This is a genomic window from Pseudomonas sp. MPR-R2A5, from assembly GCF_058793055.1.
Window position 1 is genome coordinate 76,994 of record NZ_JBXAFK010000002.1, and the last position, 16,863, is coordinate 93,856.

The following is a 16,863-nucleotide window of genomic DNA, read 5'->3' on the forward strand; positions in this document are numbered from 1 at the left end:
ACCTACACGAGGTGACCTGCATGCGTTGCCAGGCCCGTCCAGCCTGACCTCGGTGTGGATGGGCGGTGCCTGGGGTTACGCCGCGGTGGAGTTGGCGCGGGCGTCGCTGGCGGTCTCACGAAACAGCCGGGGCGACATGCCGAATGTCGACTTGAAGTGCCGGCTGAAATGGGAGCTGCTGCCATAACCCCAGGCGTAGGCTATTTCGGTGAGGGAGCGATGGGCCTGCTCGTGGTTGCGCAGGTCTTCGGCGCAGCGGGACAACCGACGCTGCCAGATGTACTCGCTGACGCTGCACCCCAGTTCGTCCTGGAATGCCCGATGCAAACTGCGCACCGAACACTGCTCGGCGTTGGCGATGCGTTCGATGCTCAGGTCGCGGTCGGCCAGGTGGCGCTCAATGTAGGCCTTGAGGCGGTTCTGCTTGAAGAAGCGGAAGTCATGGTCGAGCTGCTTTTCATCTTGCTTGTTCTTCAGCGCATTGTTCAGCAGCCCGGCGATACTGTCGCCGATCAGCCCCGCCGACTGGCTGTTGAGCAAGGGGTATTGGTGGTAGGCGTCGCTGATCAAGTGCATCAGCATGCGCCCCAGCCCGTTGCGGCCGCTCAAGTGCATGTCGCCGGTCTGGGTCAGTTGCCCGGCAGCCCCCTGGAACAGCAGGATAAAGTGCTCGCAGCCCTGGGTACTGGTGACGCTGAAGGGTTTGCCGCAGTCGACCAGGAGCATCTCGTCCGGCGCGACGGCGCTGCTTTTCTGGCCTTGCTCGAAGTGACTGACACCGGCGATTTGCAATATCAGCATACGCGGGGTGTCGAGCACATCGAGCGCCTGGCTCAGGTGACGTGAATAGCGATGGGCACTGGCGGTCATGCGGCAGAAACGCAACTGGCCCAGGTCGCCGTATTCCAGTCGCCCCTGGAAATTACCGTTGTGCAGCGGGTCGATGTGGGTGGATTCCAGGCGCTTTATATACTCCGGCGTGCGGCCCAGATGATCGCTCATGAATTCTTTCCACTTCATCAGCCGATCGGAGCGCATGACCTGTTCGGTGGACACACAGGCTAGATTATTCATTGGTTTCGCCTTTTGTTTTTTGTTTTGGGCAGACGGGGCAGGGCTGGACCCTGCCCGATCCTCGCAGACGATCAGAACGGGTAGTGATGGCTCCCGGCTTGCCAGGTCACCCAATGGGCCCGGGTGAATTCATCCAAGGCATAGTGACCATTGAAGCGGCCAAGGCCGGAGTTCTTTTCGCCGCCGAACGGCGCATTGGGCTGATCATCGACCGTGATGTCGTTGATATGGGTCATGCCCGCCACGATGCCACGGGCAAAGCTCAGGCCGCGCGCCATGTCGCGGGTAAACACCGCACTGGACAGACCGTACTCGCTGGCGTTGGCCAACTCCAGGGCATGGGCCTGGTTTTGCGCGATCATCAACGGCAGCAACGGCCCGAAGGTTTCGTCGCGAGCCAGGGCCTGGTCGGGGCCCACTTCGCCAAAGACATGGGCCGGCAGCACCAGCCCGCGCGCCTGGCCGCCACACAACTGCTTGAGACCGGCGCGCTCGGCGGCGGCGATCTTCCCCAGCAGACCGTCGAGCTGACTTTGGTTGACCACCGGCCCGATCACCGTATCGGCCTGGGCCGGGTCACCGGTCTTGAGATTGCGCACGCGCTCGACCACCAGCGCTGCGAAATCGGCATACAGCGAGCGATCCACAATGACCCGGTTGACGCTCATGCAAATCTGGCCCTGATGCAGGAAGCGCCCGACCACGGCGGCATGCGCCGCGATCTCGATGTCCGCATCCTCCAGCACCACCAGCGGCGCGTTGCCGCCCAGCTCCAGCGCCACCCGCTTGATGTGCTTGCCACCGGTGGCGATGCGTCCGACATTGCGTCCCACATCGGTGGAACCGGTGAAAGAGATCAGGCTCGGTATCGGGTGTTCGACGAAGGCATCGCCAATCTCCGAACCCGCGCCGACCACCACGTTCAGCGAACCGGCCGGGAACCCGGCTTCTTCGAACAGGTGGGCAATCAGCAGGCCGCCGGTCACTGCCGTGTCGCTGGCCGGCTTGAGTACCACGGTATTGCCCAGCGCAAGTGCCGGCACCACGGAACGCATGCTCAGGTACAGCGGGAAGTTCCACGGGCTGATCACACCGACCACCCCCAGTGGTTCGCGAAACACGAAGCTCTGCTCACCAGGCTTGTAGCTGGTCAGGATCCGTCCCTCAACCTGCATCGGCAGGGTGGTGCACTCGCGAACCAGGTTGAGGGTGAACTGCCACTCCATGCCCGCCTTGATGCGGGTACTGCCGGACTCACGGATCAGCCAGTCGATGATTTCTTCGCGGCGGTTCTGGATGACCTGGGCGAGCTTTTCCAGCTGTGCGCCGCGCTCGGTCGGGTGCAGCGCGGCCCAGTCGGTCTGTGCGCGCTGGGCGGCCTGGTAGGCGTCATCCAGGTCGGCCACCGAGGCCAGGGGCATTTCCAGCAAGGGTTCGCCGTTGAAGGGGTTGCGGTCGTCCAGGCGTCGTGTCGAACCACCGGCGCGCCAGGTGCCGTTGATGTATTGGTCGCCGTTGATGGCGTAGGCCGCGAGTATTGGAGTTGTCATTGTCTTACCTTTGAGGCAGGTAGCCGCGTCGATTGAGGGTGGGTGAGGGCAGACCCTTTAGGTTGTGCGTATTCAGCTTCGGATCCAGGCGCGTCCCCAGGAGTTGAGGGTGTATTCCTCCTGCGGCCAGACGCCAGGCGGGCGCGTGGCCTCGGTGATCTCCAGCTCGGCCGAGAACTCCAGGCGGTTGCGATCGGCATCGACCACCATGAAGAACAGGTTGTTGCCTGGGCCATGTCGTCCCGGGCCGAAGAACAAGGTGATGCGTTCCTTGGCGAAGCGGTCGCCCCAGTCGCGAATGTCGTTCCATTCGTTGGTTTCGTAACAGTGGTGATCCCACTCGTTTTTCGATCCGCGGAAGAACGCCAGCGAATGGTGCTCATCGTCCGAACGCAGGAAGCAGGTGGTGAGCTGGCCGCTCTGCTCGTCGACGACGTTGTCCGAGACGGTGAAGCCCACCGTGTTGACGTAGAAGTCGATCATCGCTTCCAGCTCCGTGGTCTGGAACACCACGTGCTGCAGGCGGCCCGGCATGCCCTTGCGGTCGAGCGTGGACGCGCTGCGAGACACCCCAAATACGGTTTGTCGACCCTGGGGGTCACGGATTTGAAAGGCGCCCGCTTCCAGCAACGGCGAGTCGAGCGCCTCGACGTTACAACCGTTGCCGAGCAGGCGCGTGCGCAGCTCGTTCAAGTGTGCTTGGCTGCCTAGGTCGTACGCCGCCGCGAGCAGGCCGCTATGGTCGGCGGGCGAGATCAGCATGGCCCGTTGAGGCCCCTGGAGCAGCCAGCTGCCGTCGGCTTGCGCCAGGCTGTCCATGTCCAGCAGGCGCCGATAGAAATCGACTTGCTGCTGGGGCGCTTTGCTCGCCAGGTGCAGGTAACACAGGCGTGCGGGAGTGGAAGTCTGCAAGGTTTGCATAAACACCTCTGGGGCTGATGGTTCAGGGGTAGACGGGCGCCATCGCCGGCTGATCCACGCGATGGTTCGTCAGGGTGATGCCGAACAACGACTGCAATGCGCCAGCGGCCTGGTCTTGTGTGGCCAGGTCGAAGATGGCGGCCACATAGCGATCCGGGCGCAGCAGCACAAACGTGTGGCTGTCGCCGAGCAGGTCCTTGAGCGCATCCTCGCGGTCGTGCAGCACGGTGCAGCCGGGCAGTGATGGCAGGGCCTGCACGTGCGCCGGCAGGATCAGGATGCGCTTGGCTTCCAGGTGGTCCCAAAGGCCGTGGCGCAGTTCATCCAGGCGCTGGCGAGCGGGGTCGCCATATTGGATCAGGGCAAAACCGGCACCGATGGTGGTGTCCAGCAGTTGTATGTGGCCTTGGGCATCGGTCAGCAATGGCTGAGGAAACATTTGCCCGCAGGCCAGCTTCCCGGCCTTGCCTTCGGGCAATACCAGGCCTTTGGTAAAACGTGGTTTGGGCTTGAAGCGCATTTGCAGGAAATAATCGCGCAGCGGCGGCACCAGGCCGATTAACGCGAAGGCCGCGCTGATCAGGCGAGCCCGCAGCACGGTGGCCGGCGCCATGACCACGCCAAGGTTCAGGGCCAGCTTGATCAAGGCCCAGGCATGGTCGCGCCGCTCGCTTTCGTAGGACAGCAGGGCGGTTGCGGCCATTTGGCCCTTGAGCACAGCGATCAGCTTCCAGCCCAGATTGTGCGCGTCGCGAACGCCGCTGTTCATCCCTTGCCCGGCGTAGGGCGGGGTCAAGTGGGCGGCATCGCCGGCAAGAAATACGCGGCCGACCTGCCAACGCTCGGCGACGCGGGCATGAAAGGTGTAGACCGTCTTGCGCACGATAGACACCGGGGCATCGCCCTTGAACGGACGAAGCAGCGTGTGCAGGCATTCGGGGCTGAGCACCTGCGCATCGGTTTCGCCCGACTTGAGCTGGAACTCAAAGCGCCGAGTATGGTGCGGGCCGGGCACTTCCACCACCGGGCGTCGGGCATCGCAATACACGCGGGTCTGCCAGAAGGGGTCGTCGTCCTGGTCGGTGTCGACCACCAGCCAGCGTGAGGAAAAACTCGACCCTACCATCTCGATCCCCAGTTGCTTGCGCACCGGGCTGCGACCGCCGTCGCAGGCGATCAGGTAGCTGGCCTTGACGTCGAGCAGTTGGCCATCGGCATCCTTGATCAACGCGCGCACGCCGTGCTGGTCTTGAGTGAACTCGAGCAGTTCGTGATTGAAGCGCGCTGTCAGGTTGGCAAAACGTTCAAGGCCGACCTTCAGCGTGCTTTCGAACAGCGGCTGGCGAAACGCATTGCGCTTGGGGAACCCATATAACCTGCCGGTGGGCTCGACCTTGCCAAAGCAACGGCCGCCTGCGCGGGTGAAGTAATGCACACCGTAGCCGGGCACGACGTCGCGTAACACGGCGTCATCCAGCCCGATCGCCTGCATGGTGCGCAAGGATTCATCATCGATCGAAACGGCGCGGGGTTCGGTCACGGTGCCGGGTTTGCGGTCGACGATCAGGGTGTCCACATTGGCCTGGCCGAGCAGGTTGGCCAGGGTCAGCCCGGTGGGGCCGGCGCCGACGATCAGGACTTGAGTGCTGAAGCTGTTGAGGGTTGTCATTGTTATTCCCTTCCAAAGGTTTCAGTCCGGCTGCGGCGGGCGATGGGTCAGCGCCGCCATGCGTTGCGACAGCGTCTGCGCGAGGGCCAGCATCTGTGCCCCTTGTTGCGCTTCCTGGGCGTTGTCGCGCTGCTGGATCGGGCGCACGCAACTGATGCTGCCGACCACCTTGCCGTCGCTGTCGAAGATCGGCGCCGCCAGGCCGTAGACGCCGGGATCGATTTCCGCCGCGCTGGCGACATAGCCCTGGCGACGCAGTTGCTGCAGCGAGCGGCGGAACTGTTCCCAGGTCTGGCCCAGGTGGCTGGCGCGCACTTCATCAGGGTTTTCCAGGAACAGTTGGTTGTGCTGGCGCGAGGTCATGTTGGCGAGGATCGCCTTCGACGTTGCGCCGAGGAACAGCGGCCTGGGTGAGCCCCGGGAGTAGCTGACCTCACTGAACAACTCGCCATGCTGGTGGATACACACCACCTGGTCCTTGAACAGCCGGCAGATCAGCCAGACCTGTTGTTCGCTCCAGCGTGGCAGGTCGTGTTCCAGCGACTGTGCGGCGCGCACCAGGGGGTCGCTCAGGCGCAGTTGGCGGTCCCAGGTGATAATCCGCGCGCCGAGTGCGTAGCGTCCGGCTTCGACCTGAAACAACAGGCTCGCCTCGGCCAGTTCGCGCACATAGCGATAGATGGTCGAGCGCGTATAGCCCAGTGCGGCGCCCATTTCGTCGACCGCCCAGATCGGGCTGGCTTCGGTGAATAAATCCAGTACCCGCAGCATGCGTTCAAGGCTCGAACCTTTGCTATCGGCGTCCTGTTCGGACAGCTGTTCTGCTTCAGACAATGGCTGCATGGCTTACTGCTCGTCGGCGATGTTGTTGCGCAGAATGCCGATGCCGGCTATCTCGACTTCGACGGTATCGCCGGGCTTCATCCAGACCGCTGGTTCGCGGAAGGCGCCGACGCCGCCGGTGGTGCCGCTGACAATCACATCGCCGGGCGCCAGTTCGGTGAAGGTGGAGCAGTACTCGATCAACTGGCGCACACTGAAAATCATGTCGCTGGTGCAGGTGTGTTGCATCACTTCGCCGTTCAGGCGCGTGGTCAATTCCAGGTCCTGCGGGTCGCCGATCTCATCGCGCGTTACCAGCCAGGGACCGAAGCCGCCGGTGTTGGGGAAATTCTTACCCGGCACGAACTGAATGGTGTGCTTCTGCCAGTCGCGGACGCTGCCATCGTTGTAGCAGGCATAACCGGCCACATAGTCCAATGCATCCGCTGCCTTGACGTGCCGCGCGGTTTTGCCGATGACCACCGCGAGCTCGCCTTCGAAGTCCAGTTTGTGCGAAGCCTTCGGACGAATGATCGGTTGCAGGTGCGCCACCTGGCTGTCGGCGAAGCGCGTGAAAATCATCGGGTAGGTTGGCATGTCACGCCCGGTTTCACGCACGTGGGTGGCGTAGTTGATGCCGATGCACAGCACTTTGCCGGGGTTTGCGATCACTGGCAGGAACGTCACGTCCGCGATTGCGACGCGGGGCAATGACGCCAGCACGGCTGGGGTCAGTTCCCCGAGGCGATGGGCGGTGATGGCTTGCTTGAGGTCCGTGCCAACGGTGGGCTTGACCGATTCCAGGTCAATCAACTGGTCACCGTCGACCACACCGTAGGTCGTACGGCCGTGAACAATGAAGCTTGCGAGTTTCATGAAGTGTCCTCTCGTAAAGGGCAGCGGGAGATGGCGGCAATGGGGGTTAATCTAGTCCTGCACATTTATCCTGTAAAGTGGGATTTATGCATAAATCCTGCAATATGAAATAAATGAGATTTTTCTGTTCGATCATCGGATCGAGGCCGGCAATGCCAGGCAGCCCGTGCCATTCCAGCAAGTGGATGGCCACGGGCGTGACGCGCGGAAGGGGGAACGCTGGGACGATTTAGCGCGGTGCCCAGCAGCCATGCAGTGACATGCGCAGGCGGAACGGGATTTTGATGCGTGCGATGGGGCCGGCGGCCATGGCGGAGGCGTCCAGCACCACCAGTTCGCTGCGGCCTTCGGCAATCAGGTTGAGCAGGCACACCACGTAGCCATCGCCTTCCGCGGCGTCAGCGGAGCGTGGAATGAAAATGGGTTCCTGGAAGCAGCCGCTGTCACCGGGAAACCAGGCATCGGTGACACCGGTGGTGAGGTTGAGGTGAGCCAGCAGGTTAAAGAACTGGAACGGCATCGGCCCGTTCGACGGGTTGTAGGGGCGCTCTGGATCGAAGGCGAGCAGGAATCCATGTTCATATTTGCGCCCGATGTAGCGGTCATCACAGCGGGGAAACTCGCAGGGGTAGTCGGTCAGCGCCTGGGGTTGCAGTTCATCTTGCGCACTGTTGAGGTCGAACACCCAGCGCATCAGGCTGGCGGCCAGGGTTTCCGGTGGCGGTACAAAACCGTCCGCCTGGGGGAAGAAGTAAAAGATGTTGCCGCCGGTGACCGGCATGTCCAGATAGACTTTGCCGCCTTCGTCGAACGCATTCAGGGTGTGGCCCTGGAAGCCGTCCTTGGGCCCTTTGAACCAGCGCACGTCCCGCGCATGCCCATGGCGGGGCAGCACGGCAAACAGCTGGGGCAGCTCGGGTTGCCACTGGAAATGCTGGCCGCCATTTTTCATGCGCTCGACGTCTACCGTCAGCGGGATCAGCGGGAACACCACATAATGTTCGGTGACCGCGAAGTCGTGGACCATCGCTGCATAGGGGGCCTGGAACCAGATTTCATGCAGCAGTTTTCCCTGCGGCGAAATCTCGAAATAGGCCATGTCGGGTGTGCCGTCGCCTTTGGCTTCGTAGCTGAAGGCCAGCAGGTTGCCGGTGACGGGGTCGAGCTTGGGGTGGGCAGTGAACGTTGCAGAGTTGATCTGCCCGTCGAAATTCCACTCGCCGAGGGTTTCCAGCGTCTGTGGGTCCAGGGCCCAGGGCATGGCATCTTCCTTGAGCGCCAGCAGGACGTTGTTGTGCGGGATCACCGAGGTGTTGGCGGTGGTGTTGTTTTTGGCCGCGAGCGGGTCGTTGGTGTAGACGTTGCGGTACACGCCGTTGAGCGAACGCCCTTCACGGCGTTGAGCGACCAGGCGATCGGTCAGCACATAGCGTCGACGCAGCGAGACCTTGCCGCCTTCAAAGTAAAAACCGCTGACCAGGGCGTCGCCGTTGAAGAAAATATCGCTGCCGAGCATCGGCGGGTACTGCGGGTCCGGCGACACCTGATAAAAAGTGCCACGGATCGACTCGGGAAGGGTGCCTTCGACTTCAAGGTCGTACACCTCGCCCTCGACGCGGCTGGGTGCATACAGCGCCCCGGAAAATTCGGGGGTATTGGGGAATGGCGTATTCATTGCGTGATCTCATTGAGCGGTTTGGTTGACGTCGTTCAGGCGGATTGGGTTGCCAGGGCTTGCCCACAAGGCTTCACGCCTCGACGGAAACGGGCCACCACCAGGCACGAGATGATCAAGGCCAGCATATAAGCGCAGGCGGCGAGCCAACCCACCGCGCGAAAGTGCCCTTCGCCGACTACCAGCGCGGCGCCAAAGGGGCCAAGGCCCTGACCGACGAAAATCGCTGCGTTGCCAAGGCCGGCCAATCGACCGGAGGGGTCGAGTTCGGCGGCCATGGACAGCAGGTACGGCAAGCTGAAAAACCACACCATATGAATCAGGCAAGCCGTGGTGGCGAATGCCACGGTGCTGTCGCCGTAGACCATGATCAGGGTGGCCAGTAACGCAGTGCCGAAGCTCAACAGTTGCGGGAACAATAGCCCCAGACGCCGCCCGATCAGCCCGGAAAGGCCGGCACCGAGGGCGCCCGCCAGGATGCTGCCACCGAGGATGGCGCCGATCTGCTGGGGCTCCAGGCCCAGGCTTTTGCCGATGCGTTCCTGATACACCCACAGGGCGGAGTGCCCGAAGAACAGTAGCGCAAACAGCGCGATCAGCAGCATCGACGTCAGCCCGAACGGCCGGGCTGCGCCATGGGCGATGCGTTGGGCGTCCGGGTAGTGCCTGGGTATTCTCCAGCAACCCAGTGCGGCGAGCAGGCTGGTGATGGCCAGCAGGCAAAAGGCACCCTGTACGCCAAACCCCCGCAACAGCAGGGGCATGGAGGTGACCAGCAGCATGCCCCATAACAGGTTGCCGATATTGATCACCGCAAAGGTCGCATCTTTGGACCTGCGCAGTGCCGCGGTCGCATATACCACCGCCATGACCGCGCCACCGCTGGCGCCGCAGATGATTCTGAAGACCACCAGCCATGCCTGGCTGTGAAGCTGGGTGCTGACCAGGTTGCCAGCGGCCAGGATCAACAACGCTACCAGGGCAAAGCGGCGGCGGTCGACACGCGCCATCAACAGCGCACAGGCGCCGCAGGCGATGGCCATCGCGATCAGCTCGGCGGCGAAAATCGTGCCGATGGCATTGAGCGGCACACCCAGTTGATCAATCAACGCGCCGCCCAGAATCGGCTGGATCTGCAGCGTTCCCAGGGAAATGACCATCATCAGGCAGATAACGCCCAGTGATTGCTTGCTGTCGATGGAGTCGAGCGCATTCATCACACATCACCTCAGTCAGAACTTATGGACGTAGCGAACTTGCACGGCGTAATCGGTTTTGCTGCGGTTCTCTACGCCGGTTTCTTTATAGGTATTGAGCCAGAACGCCTTGTCCTCAGTGATCTTCCAGAACAGGCCAGGGCCAATGCCGAGGACTTTCTCGCGGGAATTACTCAAGCGGTCGCCGTTGACCTGGTCATCCGAAATCTGCCGGAAGTAATAGCCGTTGATCCCGACCGAGACCTTCGGGAACACCTCGTACGAGGCCGTAAAGTTGGCCCAGGCCGATTGCCCTGCTTGGGTGTCGCGCACCGGTCGCCCTTCAAAGAACTGCGCCGAGCTGCTGGCTGGATCGTCGTTCTTGAAGTTGTACAGGTAATTCAGGCGCCAGCTCACTTCCCAGCGCGGTGCCGGCATCAAGGTCGCGGCCCAGTAGGGGTTGAAGGAGAAGTAGTTGGAGCCGGTATTCAAGTCCTTGTGTTTGTCGTACTTGCCGGTGGGCAGGATCGTATCGAAGGCCACGCGCTGCACAAACACCGGCCGGCCTTCGGCATTGACGATCGGATCGAACTGGATCTGCGGGCCGACCGTGACGTCGCCCAGGCCAACGCCGTTGTCCTTGAGTTTGGCGCCGTTGTCGCCAAAGTCGCCGTCCAGTGAGATCACGGGTACCAACAGGCTCCAACCCAGGTGCGCGCCACCGCCGATGGTGTCGGGTGAGTAATAGCTGAATTGGTTGATCAAGCTGATGACATTGATCTTCGGGTTATCGAAGTTGCGGTTGTCCTTGCCGCCATTGTCACGAATGCTGCTGGCCGTACTGAATTTCAGATAGGTCTGATGCGTCAGCCCGGGTGGCCCGGCGAACCCGTCGTAGAAGCTGGTGCCGCCCAGGTTGATACCGCTGGGTTGGCTGACGGAGGGCGGAGGAGGGCCCTCGGCAGCATAGGTGGCAAGTGATACGAAGCTCAGAGCCAGGCACGCTGGCAAGGATGGTGTCAGTCTCATTGACGTCGCTCTATTATTGGAGTTGTGAGCTGGGGTAGCTTCCCCTGGCGCTTCAACTCTAATTCCTGAGCTTTTGCGTTACTTGTACACAGCGGTCAGAGTTGACTGAGAGCGTCATGTTGCCGGCGTTAGGCGCTTGAGCGGCAAGTTTGTGCAATCAGCCCACCCCTCGCGCCCCTAGACCTTGAAGCGCTCCACCAACCTTTCCAGTTCATGCCCCAGCCGCGCCAGCTCGTTACTCGACGCTGCGGTTTCTTCGCAGGTGTTGGCCGTCTGCTCGGAAATGTCGCGGACGTTGATCACGCTGCGATTGATCTCCTCGGTGACAGCGCTCTGTTGTTCGGCTGCCGTGGCAATCTGCTGGTTCATTGACTGAATGATCGAGACCTTGCCCGTGATGTTCTCCAGCGCATTGACCGCTCGATGGGTGCATTCCACGCTGCTTTCACTCAGCAGCAGGCTGCTTTCCATGCCGGAGGCCACGGCGTGGGTGCCGCTTTGGACGCCGGCGACCAGGGTTTCAATTTCTTCGGTGGAGCGCTGGGTGCGCAGGGCGAGGTTGCGGACCTCGTCCGCGACCACCGCAAACCCGCGACCAGCCTCTCCGGCGCGGGCCGCTTCGATGGCCGCGTTCAGCGCCAGCAGGTTGGTTTGCTGGGCCACGGCCTTGATCACATCCAGTACGCCGCCGATTTTGTCGCTTTGTTCCTGGAGATGGCGCACCGCGTCCGCCGACTGGTTGAGTTCTGCCGCCAATCGCTGGATTTGCGCGATGGCTTCGCCCACGATCCGTTCCCCTTCGCTGGCCTGCTGATCGGCGATGGATGCCGCCGCAGAAGCTTCTTCGGCATTGCGTGCGACGTTGTGCACGGTGGCGGTCATCTCGTTCATTGCCGTGGCCACATGATCCGTTTCGGCTTTCTGGTTGCTGATGCCGGAATTGGTGTGCTCGGTGACCGCCGACAGCTGCTCGGCCGCGCTGGCCACCTGGATAACACCGGAGCGAATGCCGTCGATCAGTTCGTGGAGGTTGAGCATCATCTGCTGAAGGCCTGATTGCAGCTGGCCCAGTTCGTCACGCCGGTTGACCTGCAGATGCTCGGTCAAATCACCCTGGGCAATGCGGTTCACCGCCCGGAGCGTGTGTTGCAGTGGGTTCACGATTTGACGGGTGATGACCCACGCAGCGAGGGCGCCCAGCAACAGCGCCAAGGCCGCGACGAGCCCCAGCAGGGTCTTGGTGGAAGCGGCGTCGGCATCGCGTTTGGCATTTTGCGATTGAATGAGTTTTTGCGTGGTATCGAGCAGCAGGTCACCCAACTGGCCCATCCGTTTAAACAACGACGCCTGGTCAATGCCGGGGGTGGACAGGTCGTGCAGCAGCCCTCCGTACGCGGTGACCGCATTTTCCTGCTGTTGGATCAGGTCGGCATCCAGTGGGTCGATGAACAGTGCCCGAATACTGTGCAGGTGGGCTGCGAGCTGATCCAGGGTTTGCTGCAACGGTTGATAGGCATTCGGTTGGGAGTTCGTACCGATGCGTAGACGAATGATTCGCAAGTCTTTGGTGTAATCGCTGACCTGCGCAATTTTTTCAACTTTCAGCCCACGATCGGTCAACGTCACCACGGCGTACCAGCCGGTCGCGGCCAGTAACAACGCAAGCCCCAGTACCAGACCGAACCCCCAACTTAATTTAGCACTGACTCGGATATTGCTGATCCAGCCGAACATATGGACTCCCGGTAGTAACGCAGGTTGATAAGTGAGTTCTGAGTGTCGACCTTGAATCGCAATGCTTTAGCGTGAGTGTGACGGCCACACTATTACTCCGGCTGGTTTTGAGCACTGCATGAAAAAATATCGAGAGGTGGAATGAAGGGCGGTAGTGCCACTGAAAGGTTAAAGCACCTTGTTTTTCGGGGGGTGGAAAGATTGGCCAATTAACCAAGTGCGTTTTCAGAAGGCTCATAGTGTGATCTTGTGCTTTAGTCGAATATTCAGGAAGGCCAGGTTCTGGTGAGCCCGAATAGAGAGCGACAACTTCCCGAAAGGGCCACGATCGTCATCATGAATTTAATGGTTGATGGCTTTTTTCAGGTAGGAAAACAGCTGGTCCTGGCAAGCCCTGTAGTGATTTTCAAGGTTCTCGACCTCCCACATGCGGGCGAGCCAGACCTCATCGCAAGCCTCTTCTAAATGGTTTACGGTTGTCATCCAACTGGTTTGGGCGTTCAGCGTCGCCTGCATTAATTGCAAGAACTCCTCATTAATGGGAAGGGTATTGGGTGTGGATTGTTTGAGGGGCATTAAAAGTACCAGGCAACAATTTTAATCAGGGTGGGGGTTTGTGCTGCCCACTATAAAACGCTGCTCGCAAAGGGCCATATTCGACGAATGGCTAACAAGTCGGGCACTCATAGTTGAATTTTTTAGGTGCGGGTATTCATCCGCTGGATAATATCGTTATGGTGATAATCATTGTTTGTTGCATTAAACCGATGATTCGATTCAGCCGATAAGTTGAGCCTTAAATAATCGCTCTTGAATGATCGGCTGCAACGCTATTGCTGTTGAGAGTGCAAACGCAATCAACGACCGCGGCGGTTTTCCAGGGCCGTAAATAACAACATGCCACCCAGCATGGCCACCATGAACACCAACGCTTGCCAATGCCCGGTCAGCAGGATGGCCACGGCCGGCCCAGGACAAATTCCGGCGATCCCCCAACCGATGCCAAATAACAGGCTGCCGCCGATCAGGCGCCGGTCCAACTCACGCTTGGCAGGGAACTGCATGGGCGCGCCCAGGAGCGAACGGGCGTGTCGGCGTGCCCAGGTCAGCGGGCCAATCGCGACGGCAATGGCGCCGCCCATGACCAGCGCCAGGGACGGGTCCCAGGCCCCAGCCAAATCCAGGAACGCGAGCACTTTGCTCGGGTTGGCCATGCCGGCCAGCAGCAGGCCCAGACCGAACAGCAGGCCGGCGATGAATGCCGTGACTTTGAGCATGTTCAAACCCCCAGTAGATGACGCAGCACAAACACCGTCAGGAATCCGCTGGCCATGAAACAAACCGTGGCGACCATTGAGCGCGGCGACAGGCGTGATAAGCCACACACCCCATGGCCACTGGTGCAACCTGAGCCATACCGCGTACCAACCCCCACCAGCACACCGGCGACGATCAGCCCGAGCCCGCCGCTCTGGAACTCAATCGCCGGCAGCGCGGCAAACAAGCCCCATAGCAGCGGCGCGACCAGCAGGCCCAGCAGAAACAGCGCTTTTTCACTTACGCCTTCGCCACCGCGCTGCAGCAGGCTGCCGATCAGGCCGCTGATGCCGGCGATGCGGCCGTTGCCGACGGCGAACAGGCTGGCCGCCAGGCCAATCAATGCGCCGCCTGCCAGGGACGACCAGGGGGTGAAGTTGAGCCAGTCGACAGTCATGGGGTTTCTCCTGTGCACATCTTGGGGGACTGGCGCGGTTCAGGCGCGCCTGAAAGTCGCTCGTTCAGGTTCATGTATTAATCGCCTTGACCAGCAGGGCCACCGCCACCAGCATCGACACGGCGGCAAACCCTCGTTGCAGGTGGGGCCCCGCCAACCGAGCCGCGATCAGGCGTCCGCCGGCCATGCCAGACAATGCGCCCAGAGAGAACGGCAGCGCAATTGCCCACTGCAAATGCCCGGCCGCCGAACTGGCCGCAACGCCGGAAATGGACACCAGCGCTATCACCGCCAGGGACGTTGCCAGCACCGACTGCGTGGTCAAATTCGTGTATCGCTGCAGCGCCGGTACCATCACAAAGCCGCCCCCCACGCCGAGCAGGCCCGACAGCCCGCCCGCGACTATGCCAGACACGGTGAGCGCCCAGGCGCACGGCGCCGTCCAGTTCAGCTTTCCGCGCTGGGGGTTCAATACGCAAGGCGGCTTGGGCGCGACGGCGGTCTTCGAGGCCGGGGAGGGCGGCAACGAGCGCTTGAATACCCGGAACGCCACGTACATCAGCACGCAGGCAAACAGGACCGTTAACGGACGATTCGGTGTGCGTTGTGCCAACCAAAGGCCCAGGGGCGAGCAGACGATCCCCGCGGCCGCGATCAACAACGCGGCCTTGTAGCGGACGGTGCCGTTCTTGAGGCCCATCACCGCGCCCAGGGTCGCGGCCAGCCCTACCGCCAGCAGGCCAATAGGCCCGGCCTCGGCCATGCTCAAGCCCGCCCCGAATACCAGTAACGGCACCGCGAGTATGCCGCCGCCGGCACCGGTCAGGGCCAGAATCACGCCCACCGTGAGCCCCAGCAGTAAGACGATGATCATCTGAGTGTCCTTGCCTTCTGCGCGGCATTCATTGGTCGGTCAACTCGGGTTTCGCCAGCCACTCCCGCCCCTTGAGCATGCCTTTCCAGTACAGCGGCGGAAGAATCCGCTCTTTGAGCAGCCAGGCCAGCCTGGAAGGTCGAGTGCCGTCGATCAGCCATGACGGGAAGCTGGGGGCGACCTTGCCGCCGTAGGTGAACTCCGCCAATACAATCTTGCCGCGCTCCACTGTCAGCGGGCAGGAGCCGTAACCGTCGTACTGGGCGACGCCGGTTGCCTTACCGAGTGCCGCCAACACGTTATGGGCCACCACCGGTGCCTGCTTGCGCGCGGCGGCGGCTGTCTTGGCGTTACTGGTGTTGGCTACGTCGCCCAGGGCGTGAATGTTGGCCCAGGTTTTATGGCGCAGCGTGGCGGGCTCGACATCTACCCAACCCGCCGCGTCTGCCAGGGGGCTGACCCGAATGAAATCCGGCGCGATCTGCGGCGGCACCACATGCAGCAAATCAAACTCGCGCGTCACCCGGCGAGCGCTGCCATCGGCGTGTACGCTGCTGAACGTGGCGGTGCGTGCCGGGCCATCGACGTGGGTGAGGGTATTGCCGAAATTCAGGTCGATCCCATACGCCGTGACATATTCCATCAACGCCGGCACATAGTCGGCCACCCCGAACAGCACCGCGCCGGCGCTGTGGAACTCGATGTCGACGGCATCCAGCACACCGCTGCGTTTCCAATGATCGGCCGACAAGTACATGGCTTTTTGCGGTGCCCCGGCACATTTGATCGGCATGGGCGGCTGCGTGAAAATCGCCCGGCCACCGCGCAAGTGTTGCACCTGTTCCCAGGTATAAGGCGCCAGGTGATACAGGTAATTGGAGGTCACGCCGTTGCGCCCCAGGGTCTCTGATAAGCCCTCGATGGCATGCCAATCGAGCTTCAGGCCGGGGCAGACGATCAGTTGCTCGTATTTGACCACCCGGCAGCCATCCAGAATGACCGCGTTTCTCTCGGGTTCGAAGGCCGCCACCGCGGCCTTGATCCAATGCACGCCGCGGGGCAGGGTGGCGCCCATGGTGTGGGCCGTTTGACGCGCATCGAACACACCGCCGCCGACCAGCGTCCAGCCAGGTTGGTAGTAATGCACATCGGCCGGGTCGACGATCGCGATGTCGAGCCCCGGCGCGCGTGCCAGCAGGCTGGAGGCGGTGGCGATACCCGCCGCGCCAGCGCCGATGATGACCACGGTGTGCTGCGCCTCAGCCACTTCGACCGGCGTGCGACCCTGGTTCGCAATCCGCCGAATCACGCCTTTCATGTCGAAGCCGGCTTTTTTGGCGCTTTCGACAATGTGCGGCAGGTCGTGCTGACCTGCTTGTGACAGCGCCCACATCGTGGTCGAGCGCATACCGGAGCGGCAATAGGCCAACACCGGCTTGGGCAGCGTTTCCAACAGTTGGCCGAAGGCAATCCCTTGCTCGTCGGTGACTTTGCCCGATTCGGCGGGTAGATAGTGCGCCTCGATGCCGACCGCGTCGGCGGCGCGTTTGATTTCGGCAAACAACGGTTGGTCAGCGCCCTCACCATCGGGGCGGTTGCACACGATGGCTCGAAAGCCGGCGGCTTTCAGTTCGGCCAGTTGGCTGGGGAAAATCTGTTCTGATACTGATAGAGCAGGTGCAAGGCTGCGGATATCCATACGTGTCTCCGTGATGGGGATTTTTCTTAT

General features: G+C 61.6%; 15 protein-coding genes. All 15 read right to left on the reverse strand.

Annotation, left to right across the window (positions count from 1 at the left end; all coding sequences use genetic code 11):
• Positions 1-75 precede the first annotated feature (75 nt).
• Positions 76-1,074 (reverse strand): helix-turn-helix domain-containing protein, encoded by a 999-nt coding sequence (locus AC1Q6I_RS01795; protein WP_024076444.1) that lies wholly within the window; start codon positions 1,072-1,074, stop codon positions 76-78.
• A 71-nt stretch (positions 1,075-1,145) separates the two neighbouring features.
• Entirely contained in the window at positions 1,146-2,624 is a 1,479-nt protein-coding gene (locus AC1Q6I_RS01800; RefSeq protein ID WP_069076686.1) for an aldehyde dehydrogenase family protein, read from the reverse strand.
• Positions 2,625-2,696: 72 nt separating this feature from the next.
• The gene (locus AC1Q6I_RS01805) at positions 2,697-3,545 is read right to left on the reverse strand and encodes a VOC family protein (protein WP_102624000.1); all 849 of its coding nucleotides are present in this window, start codon (positions 3,543-3,545) and stop codon (positions 2,697-2,699) included.
• A gap of 22 nt (positions 3,546-3,567) precedes the next feature.
• Complete coding sequence (locus AC1Q6I_RS01810; protein WP_102624001.1) at positions 3,568-5,214, reverse strand: bifunctional 3-(3-hydroxy-phenyl)propionate/3-hydroxycinnamic acid hydroxylase; 1,647 nt, start codon at positions 5,212-5,214, stop codon at positions 3,568-3,570.
• Positions 5,215-5,235: 21 nt separating this feature from the next.
• Positions 5,236-6,057 carry an IclR family transcriptional regulator gene (locus AC1Q6I_RS01815; protein WP_102624002.1) on the reverse strand — a complete coding sequence of 274 codons (822 nt, stop codon included), beginning with the start codon at positions 6,055-6,057 and terminating at the stop codon, positions 5,236-5,238.
• A 3-nt stretch (positions 6,058-6,060) separates the two neighbouring features.
• A complete protein-coding gene (locus AC1Q6I_RS01820) occupies positions 6,061-6,912 on the reverse strand; it encodes a fumarylacetoacetate hydrolase family protein (protein ID WP_024076439.1) in 852 nt (283 codons plus the stop codon).
• A gap of 229 nt (positions 6,913-7,141) precedes the next feature.
• The gene (locus AC1Q6I_RS01825) at positions 7,142-8,587 is read right to left on the reverse strand and encodes a carotenoid oxygenase family protein (RefSeq protein ID WP_024076438.1); all 1,446 of its coding nucleotides are present in this window, start codon (positions 8,585-8,587) and stop codon (positions 7,142-7,144) included.
• A 35-nt stretch (positions 8,588-8,622) separates the two neighbouring features.
• On the reverse strand, positions 8,623-9,804 hold the full coding sequence (locus AC1Q6I_RS01830) for an MFS transporter (RefSeq protein WP_041160978.1): 1,182 nt from the start codon (positions 9,802-9,804) through the stop codon (positions 8,623-8,625).
• A 15-nt stretch (positions 9,805-9,819) separates the two neighbouring features.
• The gene (locus tag AC1Q6I_RS01835) at positions 9,820-10,812 is read right to left on the reverse strand and encodes a SphA family protein (RefSeq protein WP_041160977.1); all 993 of its coding nucleotides are present in this window, start codon (positions 10,810-10,812) and stop codon (positions 9,820-9,822) included.
• A gap of 177 nt (positions 10,813-10,989) precedes the next feature.
• A complete protein-coding gene (locus AC1Q6I_RS01840) occupies positions 10,990-12,546 on the reverse strand; it encodes a methyl-accepting chemotaxis protein (RefSeq protein WP_102624003.1) in 1,557 nt (518 codons plus the stop codon).
• Between the two features lie 342 nt (positions 12,547-12,888).
• Positions 12,889-13,122, reverse strand: a complete 234-nt coding sequence (locus tag AC1Q6I_RS01845) for a hypothetical protein (protein WP_024076434.1) — start codon at positions 13,120-13,122, stop codon at positions 12,889-12,891.
• 281 nt (positions 13,123-13,403) lie between these two features.
• Positions 13,404-13,823, reverse strand: coding sequence for a DUF6691 family protein (locus tag AC1Q6I_RS01850; protein ID WP_102624004.1), 420 nt, complete (start codon positions 13,821-13,823; stop codon positions 13,404-13,406).
• Positions 13,824-13,825: 2 nt separating this feature from the next.
• Positions 13,826-14,260 (reverse strand): YeeE/YedE family protein, encoded by a 435-nt coding sequence (locus AC1Q6I_RS01855; RefSeq protein ID WP_024076432.1) that lies wholly within the window; start codon positions 14,258-14,260, stop codon positions 13,826-13,828.
• Positions 14,261-14,330: 70 nt separating this feature from the next.
• Positions 14,331-15,134, reverse strand: a complete 804-nt coding sequence (locus AC1Q6I_RS01860; RefSeq protein ID WP_024076431.1) for a sulfite exporter TauE/SafE family protein — start codon at positions 15,132-15,134, stop codon at positions 14,331-14,333.
• 28 nt (positions 15,135-15,162) lie between these two features.
• A complete protein-coding gene (locus AC1Q6I_RS01865) occupies positions 15,163-16,833 on the reverse strand; it encodes a bifunctional protein tyrosine phosphatase family protein/NAD(P)/FAD-dependent oxidoreductase (RefSeq protein ID WP_102624005.1) in 1,671 nt (556 codons plus the stop codon).
• Positions 16,834-16,863 lie beyond the last annotated feature (30 nt).